Here is a 16,260-nt window from a genome sequence, read left to right as displayed (position 1 = left end):
AAATACCATCCACCATGAGAAAGTCAACCTTTTTCATTTAAGCTTTATTCATTATCATAAATTTTTTTATTTATATATAACCAACATGGGGGCCGGTTACTTAGAAGTCTTCTCGGCATTACTTTGAAAATTTCAAAGTAATGCCGAGAAGACTTCTAAGTAACCGGCCCCCTTTATCTCCCCCTCCAAAAGGTTCCCCCTCTTATCCCCCCGTCAAGAAAAAAATAAAATTGCATTATTCGCATATCAGGTATGATTTTTCGTCATATTCTCAAAAATCAGCGAAGAAGACCCAGTCCTACCCGTCAGTTAGGAATTGGGAGATGAATCAGAAGAAGTCCTTACCTGAGCATTCACCCAAGTCGAGGCGTCCATGGCGCGAGCCTTGCGCCATGGACGCCTCCCTCCGATCAAGCCACTACCACCTCAACCGCGGAAGTCGGAGCAGCGGTCCGTGGTCGCTCAAAATGAAAGCTCGGGCCGACCGGCCAGATCAGCGTGGCGGCCTCGGCGGCGGCCAGCCGCTTTAGGTCCAACCGCGGTTCAGCCGGGAGTAGGATGGCGCACTCCGGGGCGTCGAGGAAGCGGCGGTAGTCGGCGAGCTGGCCCAGCGCCATGCGCACAGCACCGCGCTCGGTGGTGCCTTTCGCTTCAACCAGCAGGTTGGCGGTTTTGTCGTAGAGGTCGGTGAGGATCGGCTTGGCCTCACCCTCGGGCAGCAGCTTCAGACGCACCACGCTGTGGCCTTGGCCGCGCAAATGGTCGCGCAGCGCCAACACCAGCTTCGCTTCCCGGCGCTCCATCTCGTAAGGCTCGCGGGCGGGATCAACAAAGGCTTTCTCGATCCACTGCTCCTCCACCGGCACCTCTTCGCAGGGCGCCAGGCTGAGGCTGGCCAGCTTCATGCTCGCCGGCGCCGGGGCGATATCCTTGGGCCGGGGTGACGCCATAGGACGGGCGAGAAACTACGGCAAGGGGACAGAGCCGGAACATGGGGCATGACGGGATCGATGAGAGCTCTTGGGAGAGCCCCTGGGAGCAGAAATCCTGGATTATACAAAGCTGCGGTTCCGCTGGACCGCTCGGATGATGGTCGGGAAAACAAGCAGTCTCAATGGCTTGCTTCTTAGCGTAGAATACCGTCCGTTCTATGGAGTAACCCCTACAGGGCCTGTCAAGAATCAGAAGGGCGCCTCCACAGCTGCAGTTCGCTCCTGGGGAAGCGTTGATCCGTCAGCACAGAGGCAGTGCCGCAGGCTGCACACGAGTCCGCCGCAGGCAACACACGTCGGCGCCTGTCCGAACACGAGCGGATGCGCGAGGCAGGTCCGGCAGTGCGCCACCAGGGTGAGCCGCATGCCGTCAACCGCCAGGCAGCGCACGGTTCCCGATGCTGTGACCGCGATCCGGCGGATCGGAGGCAGGTGGCCCCTGGCCTCCAGGATGGTCTTGAGCGCCTCCAGGAGCATGCCAAGGGAACCCGACGGGTCGTGGACGTGCCCGGTGACCCCCTGCGCTCGTCCGTGCTCGGCGAACTCGCCGGAACCGAAGAGATCGGCATAAGCAGAAGGGGCGAGAGGAATGCCATCACCCGACCTCAGCCCGGTGCCAGGAACGTAGCACTGAACGAAATGCTCAAGGACTCCGAGGTAGAGCCTGCCCAAGGTGAGCGGTTCGCCGTCAAGGATCCGCATCAGGTCTTGGTACAGGGCCCCGGTCTGTGCGCTTGACCAGCTCCGCCCGTCGCACAAGCCCGCCGCAAGTTGCACGACCGGACTCTGAGCGGTGCCAAGCCGCCTGACAGCCTCCAAAGCATTTCTCCGCTTAACCAGGAGCCCGGGGGCAACTAGCACTTCGGGAAACTCCCAAGCGAATGGCGGAACGGACGGCATCGGGGCCGCGACATCGATGTCCTGTAGATCAACGTGGGGTGTCCTGCGCTGTGCGAAGTCGGCCAGCGCTGCTACCGAGGAGCGCGTGGCAGTTCCGAGGACAATGATGCGGGCTTCGCGGTATAGCTCCGCTGCCACCTGCTCGGGCGGGAAGGGCGCGCCTCCGTTCCCCTTGGCGATGTGCTCCAGTGCCAGCGCGAGGACAGCCATCTCGGCCTTGGCGAGCCAGTGCGGGATCCACGTGCCAACGTAAATCACGTCGCGGCCAAGGTCGGCTGCTTTCAGCTTCCGGACCGCGTGCGCGAGCCAGCGGCTTGCCTTCACAGAGTTCTTCACGTCGAACAAGCGGCCGCCACTCTCCTCCACGTCGGCCAGTTTCCAGCGTTCGGCATCGGGATCGCGGACCTGTAGGATCGACAAATCCTGGGTGCGCATTCCGGCGTCCGCCAGGAGCCGCCGAACGCCAAGCTCGGCGAGCCGGGCCGACCACATCACGTACTTCCATCGCGGTGTGGCTGCACGCCCTGCCCAAAGCAGTGCCAACGCGGCGTCCTCTGAATTGACGGATAGGCTTCGGACCGGAATGCTAGTGACGGGCAGCTCCGGGACGTCGGAGAGCGTGTGAGCGGCGAGCGCCAGCCGGGTATCGAGCCGGCAGAGGTCAGTTCGGGCCCGCCGGAGTGTCCGGTCAATAGCGCAGACGAGGCGCGCCGTCAGTACGAAGAGGTCCCGCCACCGCGGCTCCGTCTGGAGTACTCTGCCCAACGTCGGGCCAAGGCGCCGTCGAAGCGACGGATCTACGACCAATGCATGCTGGATAGGGTCGACCTCTGCCTGGAGCTTCCTGACGGTCGCAAATTGGAACGTTCTCGACGTCTCGCCGCTGTGGCACACCAGCGTCTCAGCGTCCCGGTGAATGCTGGTGACGGTCCAGGCGTTTTCGGTTACGCAATCGTCGATGATGGCGCCCACCAGGAGTTCAGTGGGGAGCAGAGGATCGATCAGGGTGTCCAAAAATTGACCCCCTTTGACGACGCGCCATGCACCATGCCCACCGATGCTCTCCAGCAGGGAGCTGGTGGCCTGCGGGCTCTGGCTGACGGCCATCAAATTGTTTTCGCGACAGTCCTCCAGCAGCCCACAAAGTAATATTATTTCCTCGGCCATCATGGTCACCCTTATATGGATTGAGGTGTTGGCGACCAGACTCTACCAAGATCCACGATTATCGCGTCACCTTCAGCTGCCCGACGAACTGGAGAAGTCGCTTCCCGAGCAGGCGCTGAACACCGAGATCAATCACCACGCGCGGCTCATCGAGATTGGAGCAGTCCAACAACTCCCGTCGACCGTCGGGATACCGGCGGATGACGTGGTTGGCTGGTGTCTGGCCGTTGGCGATGCAGATGGGCTGACCGGCAGTCAGGTGTTCGCGGGCGGCTTCCCCGCTGCCAGCCCTACGCAGCCTCCGAGATGCCATGTTCACCACTCCCCCAGGACGCCGCAAGGGGCAGGCCGTTGGAACGGGCTGGGCCGCTTGAAGAAAACTCTGCTCATACAGTGGACCTCCCACGGGGAGCAGGACCATTTTAGCCGCTAAAATGGCGAACCAGCCGGCAGCCCCATTTCAGCGGCTAAAAACTGTCCACAATTCGCTTTGCGGCTTCGTGCAAGTCCGCCTGTGTCTGGCGGATGTTCTCCAGCAGGTCGGTGATGTGCACCCGGTCGGGATAGCCCGAGGCAAAACGTTCTTCGTGCGACAGCCACAGCTTCAGCAGGCCGCCGAGGCGCCCAAGATCCGCGTGGACCTCGGCGAGAGTGGAGACCTGATCAAGGTCCACAACACTCCGGATTGGCGTGCCAAGGCCTGCGGCAAGAAGAAATGCTGACACCGGCAGCCCCGCGGCGGCGGCGTTTGCATTCAAGGCCGCGCGCTCCTCAGGCAAAGGACGCACTTTGATAGGGGATTGGGTCCGGCGGGTTGGGCGATCTGTCATCTGGTGTCAAACTTTCAAGCAGGCGGAGCCCGTTAGCCTCGCAGAGCCGGATGACCGTTGAGCCGACGGCGAATAAGGGCCATAATGAGGGCCTGTGGGCCCACATTACCCATCCTGCCCTACTCCCCCCTTACAGCGCCTTGCAGAAGATAACAATTCATTACACGCCATGCAATTTTCTTACAGCAATGTTTGCCGCGTTTTCATATGTCTTTATTACCATTAGGCGCATTTTTAGCATGTTTAGATGAACTAATTGCCAGACAACTCCAAGAACATTTGGACACACAACCATCGCGCCGTCTTCGATTCATTCAAACACGGCATACTGACCGCGGCGGTCAGAGCTGGGTGGTGCGGGTGGAGGCGTGGTTGACCATCGCGGCGGTCTCCAGCGTGCCGCCGTTGGTCAGGTCGGCGGTGATCCCGGTGGCGCGAACGCTGTGGCAACCGAGCGGCGTGGCGATGCCGGCGACGGCGCGACGGCGCACCATGGCGTGGGCGCTTCACTGGTCGCCACGAGGGGCGCCCCACTCGCCCAGGACAGCAACGGCAAGGAAGGCACGCCGATCCACTCGACAGCTTCCTCGCTGCCATCGCCTGGGCCAGGATGACGACCACCGCGGTCTTCTCTCCGCTCCCGAGGACGCCGAAGCGCTTCCTGACCGTGGCCTAGTCGGTGCTCGGTGCCTTCGCGATGCCTTTCCGGAGGGCCGCGAGCGGGCTCCGCCACAGCCGCCTCGCAGTCTAGGATGCCCCCAGGACGGGGTCACTCCATAGAACGGACGGTATTCTACGCTAAGAAGCAAGCCATTGAGACTGCTTGTTTTCCCGACCATCATCCGAGCGGTCCAGCGGAACCGCAGCTTTGTATAATCCAGGATTTCTGCTCCCAGGGGCTCTCCCAAGAGCTCTCATCGATCCCGTCATGCCCCATGCTCTGGCTCTGTCCCCTTGCCGTAGTTTCTCGCCCGTCCTATGGCGTCACCCCACACCGACGAACCTTGGAGACCTGGATCATGACTCGGATAGCCCTGGACAATGCCCGGTTTGAAGTTCGGCCTCTGACCGATGAAGAAGGTGGCGGATACGCTGTGGAGTTTCCGGACTATCCCGGCTGCATTGCGGACGGCGCAACGCCGGAAGAGGCGATCCGGGAGGGCCGCGACGCGCTGACTTCCTACCTCCGTACGTTGACCGAGCTTGGCCGCCCGATTCCGGAGGCTTAAGGGGCCGGACAGTGCCCTAACCATTACCGACGCGGCAGCCCGACTTGCGCGGTCCACCGCCATCGTCCGCAAGGGCCAAAAACGCTGCAGACTCAACGCTTTCCAGCCCCCTTTGGCGGCGCTCCGGAAAAGGTCTCGTCTCCGCCGGCCCTGACAGCCCCCGGGGCCCTGGTGGCGCCGATGGCCACCATTGCTCATTCACCGATGAGGGGGTGACGACACGGAAGTGACCAGACTGTCCGGTTCGTGCGAACGTGAGGCGAACGCCTGTCTATTTTCCTGTCCGGCCATCAATCTGTCCGCCTTCCCATTGCCGATGCGCGTTGCCGGACAGCCAGAACGCCGTCCGTAAAGCGTTGATTTCTCGGACACAACCAGACTACCGGACGGTTTGCGCACTTCCATGTCGCAACCCCTGTTGAGTGTGTGCCGAAAACCTCAAACTGCGCTATTGCATATTCCGTGTTAGTATATCACCATCGTGGCCATGACCCAACCATCGATTCCCGACCTTATCGCTCGACTTGTCGCTATGAACGGCGGGAGCGCCCAACAAGCCGCCGTACGGCTCGGAACTACAGCGGCCAGCCTTTCACGCTGGAAGACGGGCAAAGCCCGTCCTCGGCCTCAACTGCTTGAACGGCTGCGCACCCTGGTCGATGGATCCGGCGATCTGATAGATATGGCTGAAAAGCCGAAAAGCGATGGTCGTCTTGAGCGTCTTGAAGAGGCCGTTTCCGGTACAATTCATGCGCTGCGTGAGGAATTTCATCGCACGGCTTCTGTTTCGTCCCGGCAAGAAGTTCTTGATCTCGTCGCAGCACTATTTTTCGCACACGTCACATCGATTGATGCTGGCGCGCGCGGGATCGGCGAGCATCTGCGCACGGCAGGCAAAACTGACGCAGCGACACTCAACGCCTTCATGAGTGATGCTCTGTCTAATTACCTTCCGCAACGCAATGGGGAAGGAGATCAGGGAGGCCGATTGGCCCTTGAGCGGTTTTTTTCCCCCTTCTCGGAAACCGATGAATGGTTCGCCGGTCAATTGCTTCGTCTATTCGAGCGTGACGCCCATGCGTTTCGGGTACTGCATGAAGTCGGCCGCGATGACCTGATCAACGAGGTATTTTCCCGCTTTATGTCCACCTCCTTCGTCGATGAGAAGGAAATGGGGCAGTACCTCACACCCCCTGAAATCACACGCTTCATGGTCGAGGCCGGTTTTCATGCCCTAACACCCGAAGCCCGCAGCAGACTGCTCAACCCTGATTTGTCAGACGACGTAGGTGTGATACTCGATCCATCATGTGGCGTCGGTTCGTTCCTCGCTGAAACTACCCGCTTCGCGCACGGCTTGATGCGTGATCGCTTTGAAACCGCTGCTGTCAACAAGTGGCTCCAGCGTTTTGTAGAACAGCATGTCGTCGGAATCGACAAGTCGGACCGCATGCTTCGCCTAGCTATGATCAATCTCGGCCTGTTCGGCGCAAAAGCGGCCAACCTTAAGCTTGCAAACGCGCTGGCAAAACGTGGAGCCGAAAGTGAGTTCAGCAAATCTCTAGAAGGCAAGGTCGAACTGATCCTGACAAATCCGCCTTTCGGGGCGAGTTTCAGTGGCGACGATCTCAAAGGCTTCGCCATGGGGAACGATCGGGCGCGAGCGGATTCCGAAGTTCTGTTCCTTGAACGCTATATCGATTGGCTCGCGCCGGGCGGGATCGTCGCAAGCGTTGTTCCTGATAGCATCCTTGTAAACCGCAACGCCTTCGCTGATCTACGCAGTTGGCTTTACGATCGATGCTCGGTCGATGCGGTGTTCTCGCTCCCGCCGGTCACATTCGGCGCGACCGGCACACAGACCAAAACCTCAGTTCTGATCCTTCGGAAGGATCGCCGCAGCGTTGTCAACGGCGTTACCTACTTCGGTGAAGCGCGTGAAGTCGGCTTTGATGTCGTGACGCGCAGCGGCCAGCGGCGGCGGATTAGAACGGAGCGCAGCGATCTTCCCACGCTCCTGACCGAGTATAAGGACCGCAACAAGACAAAGATGGGGCGCTGCAAGCCTCTCGATGAAGCGGCCGATAGGTGGGATGCTACCTTCCATATTGGGTTGCCTGACAACATTTCTGCGCTCGTTGATCATCCGGCAACGGAATTTATCAAAGTGTCGGATGTCGCTGTCCTCGTCGATGATCGTACTGATCCTCGGCGACAGGGGTGGACAGATTTCGAGTATGTAGAGATTTCGGACGTCGATACACGTATCGGCGTGGTTGGATCAAAGCGCGTCGCTGCCGCTGAGGCTCCCAGCCGGGCGCGCAAGCTCATTCGTGAAGGTGATGTCCTAGTTTCGACCGTACGGCCGGAACGAGGTAGTATCGGCGTCACGCCGGCACGCCTCGATCGCGCTATCTGCTCAACGGGCTTCGCGGTTCTTCGATGCAAAGGCATTCACCCGCTTGCGCTCGTGTGGCTGCTGAAAACCAATCTCGTGCGCCATCAAGTCATTCGCAACAATATCGGGATTGCTTATCCGGCAATCTCGGAATCTGCCTGCCTGGATCTGGTTTTGCCGATCGCGCGCAATGATCTGCCTGCGTTCTCGGCTTCTGCCGAAAAGCTGTGGAAGGCTCAAGAGCAATTCGAAGCGGCGCAACGGGCCTTCCTTGATGAAGTCAACGGCCTAGATTGCGCTGCAACCGGGGCCGCGCCGGAGTTACGGCAGGTTCCAAACCTCGTCGAGGGATGCGAACCAAGTGCCATCACCAATGTTGCATGACGGATTTTGGCTTACATGCTCGGGATAGCGACGCGAGCGCGGCAAGCCATGAGGTTGTAAGTCGCGCGGAACCGAACGGGCAAACGCAAATTCGGCCACGTTGCCGGTGCGAAGGAACATGCCAACCGCAAAAAAATCCTGGGTAGCAAATTTGCAACTGCTCGTCGGATAGTAATTTGCCTTCTGTCCGGCCGTCCACGTCTCTTCTGGTCCTTGAGGTCGAGTCGTGGTGCTGTGGATCAATCGGGCAAAATCGGTGTTCGTCCCCCACAAGGATTTTACTTCGAGCCGCTTTTTCACGCCGTCACGTTCAACAAGAAAATCAAAGTTCATGTACGAACCAAGATGCGCGGCCATATCCTCCGGCATTCTCACAACGTGGTAGCCACGGGCCTTAAGGTTTTCAACAAGATAGTATTCGCTAAGGCCGCTCAACGCCTTTGCAGCAACACCATATTGATCGATTTCAAGAAAGTCAGTTTCTGTGAGTTCGGCGATTGCCTCCTCAAGGTCTTCAACTCTCCCGCCAAAGCCGAGATACACTTCGCCATGTGCGATTCCGGTCGCGGTGTCCACGTCGATGATCCGGCCCTTGGCGATCTCCCTCCAACCAGGATCACCGCCGCCATATGCGGCAGGCACAAACTTGCCGGTGCGGCCACGGACCAGCACGCCGCCTGTCTCGCTATTCACCTTGACGGTAAAGCTGGCGCGGGCGTGGGTCTGGCCGGCGGCAATGAATACCTTTTTATCAAGTGTGTGAATCGGTACGAGCAACGGGCACAGGACGGCAATAAGAGCCTCGGGATCGGCTAAATAGCGCCGGGTGAGCATCTTCATCGCTTGGTCGGGAGTGAGATTATTTGGCATTTTTCTTCTCGATTCGCTTTTGGAGTTCGGTGATAAAGTCTTGCAATGAAATCCCGAGACGTTCGCAAATCAACTTCAGTTCGATCACATCAATGCGGCGTTCACCCCGTTCGATCTTGCTGATTGCTGGCTGCTCAAAGGGAAGCTGCTGGCCAAGCTGAGCCTGTGTCAGGCCCGCCCGGTGCCTGAACTCAATCAGAAGTTCCAGGAAAATAGCGTAGTCCCGAGTGTGAACGCTCTTTCGCATCATGCACAAGACAGTACATCCGATTTTAGAATAGTCCAAAATCGAATATACGGGAGCCTCGACACGGAAGTGCGCAAACCATCCGGTAGTCTGGTTGTGTCCGATAAATCAACGCTTTACGGACGGCGTTCTGGCTGTCCGGTAACGCGCATCGGCAATGGGAAGGCGGACAGATTGATGGCCGGACAGGAAAACGGACAGGCGTTCGCCCCACGTTCGCACGAACCGGACAGTCTGGTTACTTCCGTGTCGTCACGCCCATGAGGGCGTGGGCGCTTGGTCAAACTTCTCCCGGGCCGCTTGGTGCTTACCGTGGGGCGAATGGCTCCACCGGTTCAAGCTCGGCCACCACGCGCGGCTCGTCGAGATTGGAGCAGTCCAACAGCTCCCGTCGACCGTCGGGATACCGGCGGATGACGTGATTGGCTGGTGTCTGGTCGTTGGCGATGTAGATGGGCTGACCGGCGGCCAAATGTTCGCGGGCGGCTTCCCCGCTGCCAGCCCCACGCAGCCCCCGAGATGCCATGTTCACCACTCCCCCAGGATGCCGAAAGGGGCAGGCCGTTGGAACGGGCTGGGCCGCTTGAAGAAAACTCTGCTCATACAGTGGACCTCCCACGGGAAGAACCGCCATTTTAGCCGCTAAAATGCCAAACCGGCCGATCTCTCATTTTAGCGGCTAAAATGGCGCTATGTGGACCGGCGCTCAATTTCATTGAGCCAGGAGAAATAGCAAGAATCAATGGGATAGCGCGCCCATTGACGCCCAAAGTGAACGTCGATTCCCACATGCTGAGGCCCCTTATGGGGAGCAGCGCCATTTTAGCCGCTAAAATGACGAACCAGCCGGCAGCTCCCATTTTAGCCGCTAAAATGGTGATGTCGCTTCGATCCAAGTAAGGTCAGAGCAAAACCATAGAGTCGCTTGGAGTCCGTGCCCGTTCCGAACGAAGGAGTTTCGGGAATGGCCGTTCGCTGACCGGGAGTGTTGGCGTCAAAGGCGCTTGTCAGATCCGGATGCGCTCGACCTCGTCCAAGCTCACTGCTTCCCCCCGCCGGTCGTAGAGCTGGGTGGTGCGGGTGGAGGCGTGGTTGGCCATGGCGGCGGCGGTTTCCAGCGTGCCGCCGTTCTTGAGGTAGGCGGTGATGCCGGTGGCGCGGAAGCTGTGGCAACCGAGCGGCGTTTCGATGCCGACGGCGGCGGCGCGGCGGCGCACCATGGCGTGGGCGCTCGCCTGCGGCAACGGGCGCTCGGACAGCCGGCCGGTGCCGCGGCCGAGCGTGCGGAACAGCGGCCCCTTGGGATCGGTGCGCAGGCCGGCGCCGTCCAGGTAGGCCACCAGGTAGTCCTCGAGCGTGTGGTGGCAAGGCAAAGCGTGCGGCTTGCCGCCCTTCTCGCGCAGCCGCACCCACAGCCGGCGGTTCTGGACGTAGACGTCCTCGACGCGCATGGCCAGGGCGGCGCCGACGCGGGCGAAGCCGTAGACCATCAGCCCGATCAGCGCGCGGTCGCGCAGGCCGCACGGCGTGGTGGCGTCGATGGCGTCGAGCAGCGCCCGGGCCTCGTCCACATCGAGCACCGGGGTCTTGCCGACGCGCACCACGTGGCGCGGCCCGCGCACCGAGGCCGCCGGGTTGACCGGCACCACCTGCCCGGTGACCAGCCAGTCGAACAGGTGCCGCACGGCGGCGAGGCGCTGCTTGGCCGTCGGCGCCGCGTGCGTGCGCGTCAGCCCCTCGACCCAGGTGGCGACGTGGAGCGGCTGCACCGCCGTCAGCGACGGTACGTCGGCGGACTCGCACCAGTTCAGGAAATCAGCGACGGCGCGGGCGTAGGCGCGACGGGTGTGTGGGTTGCGGATCTGGGCGGCAAAGAATTCCAGGAAACGGACACTTGCCCGCTCGCCGGCCGCGATGACCAGCGGCGGAATCGGTGACGGGAAGGGGGTGGGCTGGTGGTCAGACGTGGGCAGCAGCAGGGGCGAGGCCATGACTACCAATCTTCCGGATCGAAGGCGGTGTCGACGTGGAGCCCGCGAACGTGGCCGCGCCGGCGGAACAGGGTGGTGGAGGTCAGGCAAACCAGGCGGATGCGATCGGCGACCGCCGCGAGCAGCGTCAATCGGTCCATCGGCACCGTCACGTAGGCGTGCAGGATCTCCTCACGCGCCTCGAGGTAGCCCAAACTTTGGGGAGCCTCCGCGGCCCCCGGTTCAGGCAGCCTCGTCCGGCCGCTCAAAATGATTTCGGCGTGCGGGTAGCGGAACGGGGTCGGCCGGTGAACGTCGCCCCTCACGGTGAGGGAGCTGTGTTCGCGGTAGGGGCCAGGATCGTGCTTGGGATCGGCGATGGAGAACAGCCATTGCAGATCCCAGCCCGTCACCGCCACGACGTAGTGCGTGATCGGCTCGACCAAGGGGCGGCGGCTCTTCGACCTTGGTGGTCGCTGGGGAGTCATGGCGGCGGGACAGCGTCGGCCGCCGCCGCCGCCACGGCCTCGATCGGCTGGAAGCGGTAATCCGCGCAGGCGGCGATCGTCGCCCGGGAGGGACGGGGTTTGGAATAGGCGCCACGGTCCCGCCAGGACGTGGTCTGGGTGATGCCTTCCTTCTCGCCCAGCGCCACCATCTTCTCATGCGGCATGAGATACCAGGCACCGGCCATCGGGAACGCGATCCAGAGATCGCGATCGAGATATTTTTGGTCGATCGTCCACCGGCTCTTGAGCTGCACCTTGCGGATTTCGCCGTCAGTCTCGCGGTGCAGGATGAAGTCGACCCCGCCGTCGTAGACCGGCAGGAAGACGTTGAACCCCTGGGCGAGCGCCAGACTCACCACGGTGTTGCGGTTGATGACCTCGCGCACCTGGCTGCGGTAGCGGCCGGTGCCCGGGCCGGCGTCCACCGTGTGCGGCTGATCGTCTTCGTCCATCGTGGTCACGCCAGGACCCTCCGCCGTCTGTGCCGTCACCGCCGCGCTCCCCTTATCTGTGATAAAGGACATTATCACATGTATGGGGTTACTCCATAGAACGGACGGTATTCTACGCTAAGAAGCAAGCCATTGAGACTGCTTGTTTTCCCGACCATCATCCGAGCGGTCCAGCGGAACCGCAGCTTTGTATAATCCAGGATTTCTGCTCCCAGGGGCTCTCCCAAGAGCTCTCATCGATCCCGTCATGCCCCATGTTCCGGCTCTGTCCCCTTGCCGTAGTTTCTCGCCCGTCCTATGGCGTTACCCCCTACATGTGCGAGCACGTCCGCCGCTTCGGCCAATACGTCCTCGACATGAACGACCTGCCGGAGCCGCTCATTCCGATGCCCCTTCCCTTCGAAGTGCCCTTGTGACCACTTTTTACGCGTATCTTGGACGGACCCGAACTCCGACAGGGCTACCGTCAAAAAGAGGTGAGCGCGATAAGTGTTAGGCGCACATCGCCACGGTGTGATTGCTCACCGGGCTGGTTGATCGCGTGATGGCGCCCAGTCTCTGCGCGCATTGGAAATGGCGGCGTGGGAGCGGGGTAGCGTTCCAGGTATGCCGCGAATTGGTGTCATATGGGCGTTTCATGGGGCCTCGCTCCGCGGCTATTTCATCGGCCGGCTGGGTTTGACCTTGGTCGTGCGCTGGGGAAAGGTTCGCATCCGGAGCATATTCGACGGGACTTTGGTCACGCTTTGACGATGCGCGGCCGACGAGCCACCGGCGGATCGCTCGGGTGCAGCGTCACACCAACGCGCTCGTCGATATCCACGCGCGCGCCTGGATAGGCTGCAAGGGCTTGACGGAGCGATGGTAGGAACTTCCGCTTGAAGAACCGAACCTCAGCATAGGAACCGAACTGCGATGCCAGAGCAGCCCATGACACCGACGTCGGTTCCTTCAGCTCGCGCAGGCGATAAGCCAGCCACACATAGGTATCGAGCGCCACGGCATCCGTCGCCAAGGCCCGCACAGCCTCGTCCTGCAGTGGCACGGAATGCCCGAGCAGATGCTGGTAGAACTCGCCATCGAGTCGCACGTGATCATCCCACAGGGCCGCCTGCGCGGTATCCTCATCGTTGCCGAACATGCCGGCACGGATGATGTGGGTGGCGTGGAAAGCGGGTCGTCCGCTGTCGGACGTCCAGAAGAACTTGAGCGATGCGCCGGCAATCCGTTGGACCTGCTCATTGACAGCGCGGCCTGTCTTGCCGCCCCATGAAAGGCCTAAACGGTTCTCAATGAAGTCGTGCAGGCTACCGCCCAGCGAGACGACAGATGAACGGTTCCGGACGGCTTCTGATTGCAGGTAGATCATCACCAGGCGAGCATAGGCGCCATAGGGAACGCCTGGCTTGAAGCGACGTCGGCCGACCTGGATTGTGGTCGGGTCGACGACGATGGTGACGTTGTGTCCGCTCTTCTCGTACGACTTGTCTGCTGGAAGCGACTTGTATGGAAAAGCCGTCAGTGCAAACCCCGTATAGCAGTGGGCTTCGCGCAGCTTGTCGTCAGCCAAAACGCGTGCGGCAACGGGAATGGTCTCGCGCCATTCCTCGGGGGCGATCACCTTCGCTTCGTCCGCGCCAAGATCGAAAACGAGCTGGTGAACTCGAGCCATTACCGTCTCCGTTGTGACCGCATCGTCTGTTGACCGTGGCGCTGCCGTCAAGCGGGACTCTGGTCACACAGCAACTTTGAAGAGTCTTTTGCTTCTACCTTTTGCTGGGTGACCAAAGTCCCGTGGATAACCGGGGGTGGCGTGACCAGAGTCCCGTCAGTGCGTGACCAGAGTCCCGTGGACAACTCCGGGCCTGTGGGTATCAGAGCGCGTGAGTTGACGGATGAGGTCCGCGAATCGGGGGATGAACGGATGAAGCTTGACCGCTGAACCATTGATGATAACCAAAATTCCAAACGACCATTTGCCCATAAGCCCGAATGCGCGATTGGCCAAATGATCAAGCCTTGCGAGAGCCGCGGAGACGCCGCCCGTCCTCGCGGAAATCGGCTTCATCAACCGGGAAACCGGCATCGCGCAGTGCGGACAGGATCAGGAAGCGCTTCGTCACGCGCTGCTGGGCAGCGGCAACGGTCAACGCTTCGAAGAGAGCGTCGGACACCTCCACCTTAATCGGTCGACGGGAGCCAGCCGACGAGCTGCTGATCGGCGCCGGCGTCAGCGACGGAATGCCCTGCTGCTTTGCCGTCTCGCTGATCCGTTGCGCGAGCGCGTCATCATCGTCATCGTCGTCCAAGGGGAGAGCGACCTTCTTGCTCATGCGGCGTCCTCCACCTTGGCGTCGAGCAGGGCCTGCACTTCTTGACGGATGGCTGCGATGTTCGCCGCCGCGTTACCTTCCGGCTCTACTAGCTGCGGCGGGGCCCCGTTGAAGGTCATCTCCTTGAACGCCGTCCGATCCATCAACGGCGTGCTGAGGACCGGGACGTCGGGCGCCTTGGCCGTTAGGCGCTTGCGCGTCTCCTTCGCCGCACGGCTTTCGATTGTGACGGGCCAACGGGACAGGAGGAAGCACGCCGCAATCGTCTTGTCCGCGGCCTCGCCGGCCTGCTTCACGTTCTCGACCGTCTGCAACGCGTCGTGAATGTCCATTTCAGAGGCCTGCACCGGCACAATAACCAGCGTCGACCGAGCCAAGCCGAGCAGAGTCAGCTTGGACGATACACCTGGCAAGTCGACAAGCACGTAATCCGCTTCGGCGCGCGCCTTCTTGATGCTAGCGAGAATGTTTGCCTCGGTGATCCCACCGATGGCGTTAAACGCTGCGCCGTTCAGTCGCTTGGCCATCTTTGAGCCGATGCGGCTCGCGTGCCCGTTCGGATCGGCGTCGAGCACAGTAACGCTATTGCCAGACAAGGCGAGGTCGGATGCCAGCGAGAGCAGGGTCGATGTCTTCCCGACGCCTCCCTTCACGCTGGCCAGCGTGATAACCGGCATGGAGTCCCCACAGGCTGCTTTGCCGTTCTGGCAAGCATGAAGCACGAAAAGAGGCAAATGGTCAAGCGATTTCATGATCATAAGATCAAATGATCATTTGCCCAATTGCTCGCCCATTACATCACCCGGCGCTGGCCCATGTGCCGCCACGCGGAGAGCGATGGTCACCAACCAGGCTGGCTTTGCCAGTCGACCGGGAAACCAATTTCTGCGATGTTAATCATAGGGTATTTTGTGAACAGCTCAGCTAAATCTGTCTTCCAGGTCTGTGGTAGTCCTGAAGCTTTCAGGAGAATATTCATGACTGTGGCACAAGCGAACATCGTCTGACTATTGCCTGCAAAAGTAATGTTCATCTTCTTATAATCTAGCGGAGATACGGATATATATTTGTTCAAAAGCCGATCGTGGTGAGCGACAACATTTCGCAAAAATGACGTAGTATGCAGCCAGCTTCCAAAAACATCGGGCCTATCGATGTTGAATCGCATTGAAATCACCTTCTTAACAGATTGGTCTTTGATATACTTATAGATCAAAGACCAGGCACCAAAAGTCATGCACTCGCTTACCGCCCAGCTCGGCGGGAGTGGCGGTGAATTTGTTCTTGTATAATAATGTTGAATATACGGCTGCTTAAAAGCATCTATGACAGCATCTTCAATTTTGATAACTGTTTTATCTATATTCCAATTATTGTCTGAACTAAACTTTGTTCTATCAAAGAACCAGTGCGGCCCATAACGCATGCTTAACTGATTAGCCATAATTGAGCGTAAAGATATTTCTAGCCGTGTGATAGCACGGAAGGTCAGAGCCCGAAGCTCACAGTCAAACTCATACCTTTGTACAATATTGTCGAATGTCGTGCCACGCGCGAACATTTTCGTCGCCGGGTCTGTAAGATGGTGATAGTAACCTTTCAACCGAAATCCGCCTACATGTTGCAAGTAAGCCAATGCAACTTGGTCTGAAGCCACGTGCAGATTGCGTGCCTTCAGCTTAGCCAAAATGTAAGTCGGATTTTGAGACTGTTTTGCGAACGGCGCAGCGCCAATAGTAAGGTTGGCCGCATTGAGCTTGTTCACAATTTTGGCCGGAGTCGGATCACCCGGCTGAAGCGAAACTCTGGGCATAAAAAACCCGTCCTTTTGCACGTCTGCCGAAGCAGAACCTCCCCCGAGAGAGAGACGTGTGGACGGGTGTGTTGGGTCTTGATATAGGCCCAACCCCCGTATGGGTCAATGATAAATCAGACCCCTTCGCCGCACTCTGTTGGAGACTTCTACTACTTTCTCGAAA

14 protein-coding genes and 1 pseudogene are annotated in these 16,260 nt (G+C 59.7%); 2 read left to right on the top strand and 13 right to left on the bottom strand.

Annotated features, from left to right (window positions below):
* Positions 1 to 410: 410 nt before the first annotated feature.
* The 4 genes and pseudogenes from ABVN73_RS27850 to ABVN73_RS27835 all read right to left on the bottom strand — a co-directional run.
* On the bottom strand, positions 411 to 905 hold the full coding sequence (locus ABVN73_RS27850; protein WP_353862055.1) for a hypothetical protein: 495 nt from the start codon (positions 903 to 905) through the stop codon (positions 411 to 413).
* A gap of 276 nt (positions 906 to 1,181) precedes the next feature.
* Entirely contained in the window at positions 1,182 to 3,062 is a 1,881-nt protein-coding gene (locus tag ABVN73_RS27845; protein WP_353862054.1) for a hypothetical protein, read from the bottom strand.
* A 464-nt stretch (positions 3,063 to 3,526) separates the two neighbouring features.
* A complete protein-coding gene (locus ABVN73_RS27840; RefSeq protein WP_353862053.1) occupies positions 3,527 to 3,838 on the bottom strand; it encodes a conjugal transfer protein TraJ in 312 nt (103 codons plus the stop codon).
* Between the two features lie 392 nt (positions 3,839 to 4,230).
* Positions 4,231 to 4,401 (bottom strand): annotated as a pseudogene (locus ABVN73_RS27835) (integrase); the annotation flags it as partial.
* Positions 4,402 to 4,908: 507 nt separating this feature from the next.
* On the opposite strand from ABVN73_RS27835, the gene ABVN73_RS27830 reads away from it, so the two are divergent.
* Together ABVN73_RS27830 and ABVN73_RS27825 are read left to right on the top strand one after the other, a co-directional pair.
* Entirely contained in the window at positions 4,909 to 5,118 is a 210-nt protein-coding gene (locus ABVN73_RS27830; protein WP_353862052.1) for a type II toxin-antitoxin system HicB family antitoxin, read from the top strand.
* 487 nt (positions 5,119 to 5,605) lie between these two features.
* The gene (locus ABVN73_RS27825) at positions 5,606 to 7,900 is read left to right on the top strand and encodes an N-6 DNA methylase (protein ID WP_353862065.1); all 2,295 of its coding nucleotides are present in this window, start codon (positions 5,606 to 5,608) and stop codon (positions 7,898 to 7,900) included.
* On the opposite strand, the gene ABVN73_RS27820 is transcribed toward ABVN73_RS27825, so the two are convergent.
* From ABVN73_RS27820 to ABVN73_RS27780, 9 genes are all read right to left on the bottom strand, one after another.
* Entirely contained in the window at positions 7,838 to 8,740 is a 903-nt protein-coding gene (locus ABVN73_RS27820) for a hypothetical protein (protein WP_353862064.1), read from the bottom strand. The genes ABVN73_RS27825 and ABVN73_RS27820 overlap by 63 nt on opposite strands.
* 19 nt (positions 8,741 to 8,759) lie before the next feature.
* A complete protein-coding gene (locus ABVN73_RS27815) occupies positions 8,760 to 9,020 on the bottom strand; it encodes a helix-turn-helix transcriptional regulator (protein ID WP_353862063.1) in 261 nt (86 codons plus the stop codon).
* Positions 9,021 to 10,024: 1,004 nt separating this feature from the next.
* Positions 10,025 to 11,008, bottom strand: coding sequence for a tyrosine-type recombinase/integrase (locus ABVN73_RS27810; RefSeq protein WP_353862062.1), 984 nt, complete (start codon positions 11,006 to 11,008; stop codon positions 10,025 to 10,027).
* A 2-nt stretch (positions 11,009 to 11,010) separates the two neighbouring features.
* Positions 11,011 to 11,433: a hypothetical protein gene (locus tag ABVN73_RS27805; RefSeq protein WP_353862061.1), complete on the bottom strand. Its 423-nt coding sequence runs from the start codon at positions 11,431 to 11,433 to the stop codon at positions 11,011 to 11,013.
* A gap of 38 nt (positions 11,434 to 11,471) precedes the next feature.
* The gene (locus ABVN73_RS27800; protein WP_353862060.1) at positions 11,472 to 11,957 is read right to left on the bottom strand and encodes a hypothetical protein; all 486 of its coding nucleotides are present in this window, start codon (positions 11,955 to 11,957) and stop codon (positions 11,472 to 11,474) included.
* Positions 11,958 to 12,687: 730 nt separating this feature from the next.
* Positions 12,688 to 13,620: a replication protein RepA gene (locus tag ABVN73_RS27795; protein ID WP_353862059.1), complete on the bottom strand. Its 933-nt coding sequence runs from the start codon at positions 13,618 to 13,620 to the stop codon at positions 12,688 to 12,690.
* A 340-nt stretch (positions 13,621 to 13,960) separates the two neighbouring features.
* Complete coding sequence (locus ABVN73_RS27790; protein WP_353862058.1) at positions 13,961 to 14,281, bottom strand: hypothetical protein; 321 nt, start codon at positions 14,279 to 14,281, stop codon at positions 13,961 to 13,963.
* Positions 14,278 to 15,033: a ParA family protein gene (locus tag ABVN73_RS27785; RefSeq protein ID WP_353862057.1), complete on the bottom strand. Its 756-nt coding sequence runs from the start codon at positions 15,031 to 15,033 to the stop codon at positions 14,278 to 14,280. Before ABVN73_RS27785 ends, ABVN73_RS27790 begins: the two co-directional genes overlap by 4 nt.
* A gap of 89 nt (positions 15,034 to 15,122) precedes the next feature.
* On the bottom strand, positions 15,123 to 16,094 hold the full coding sequence (locus tag ABVN73_RS27780) for an Abi family protein (RefSeq protein ID WP_353862056.1): 972 nt from the start codon (positions 16,092 to 16,094) through the stop codon (positions 15,123 to 15,125).
* Positions 16,095 to 16,260 lie beyond the last annotated feature (166 nt).

The organism is Azospirillum formosense (assembly GCF_040500525.1).
GTDB lineage: Bacteria > Pseudomonadota > Alphaproteobacteria > Azospirillales > Azospirillaceae > Azospirillum > Azospirillum formosense_A.
This window is presented reverse-complemented; position numbering and strand designations above follow the sequence as displayed.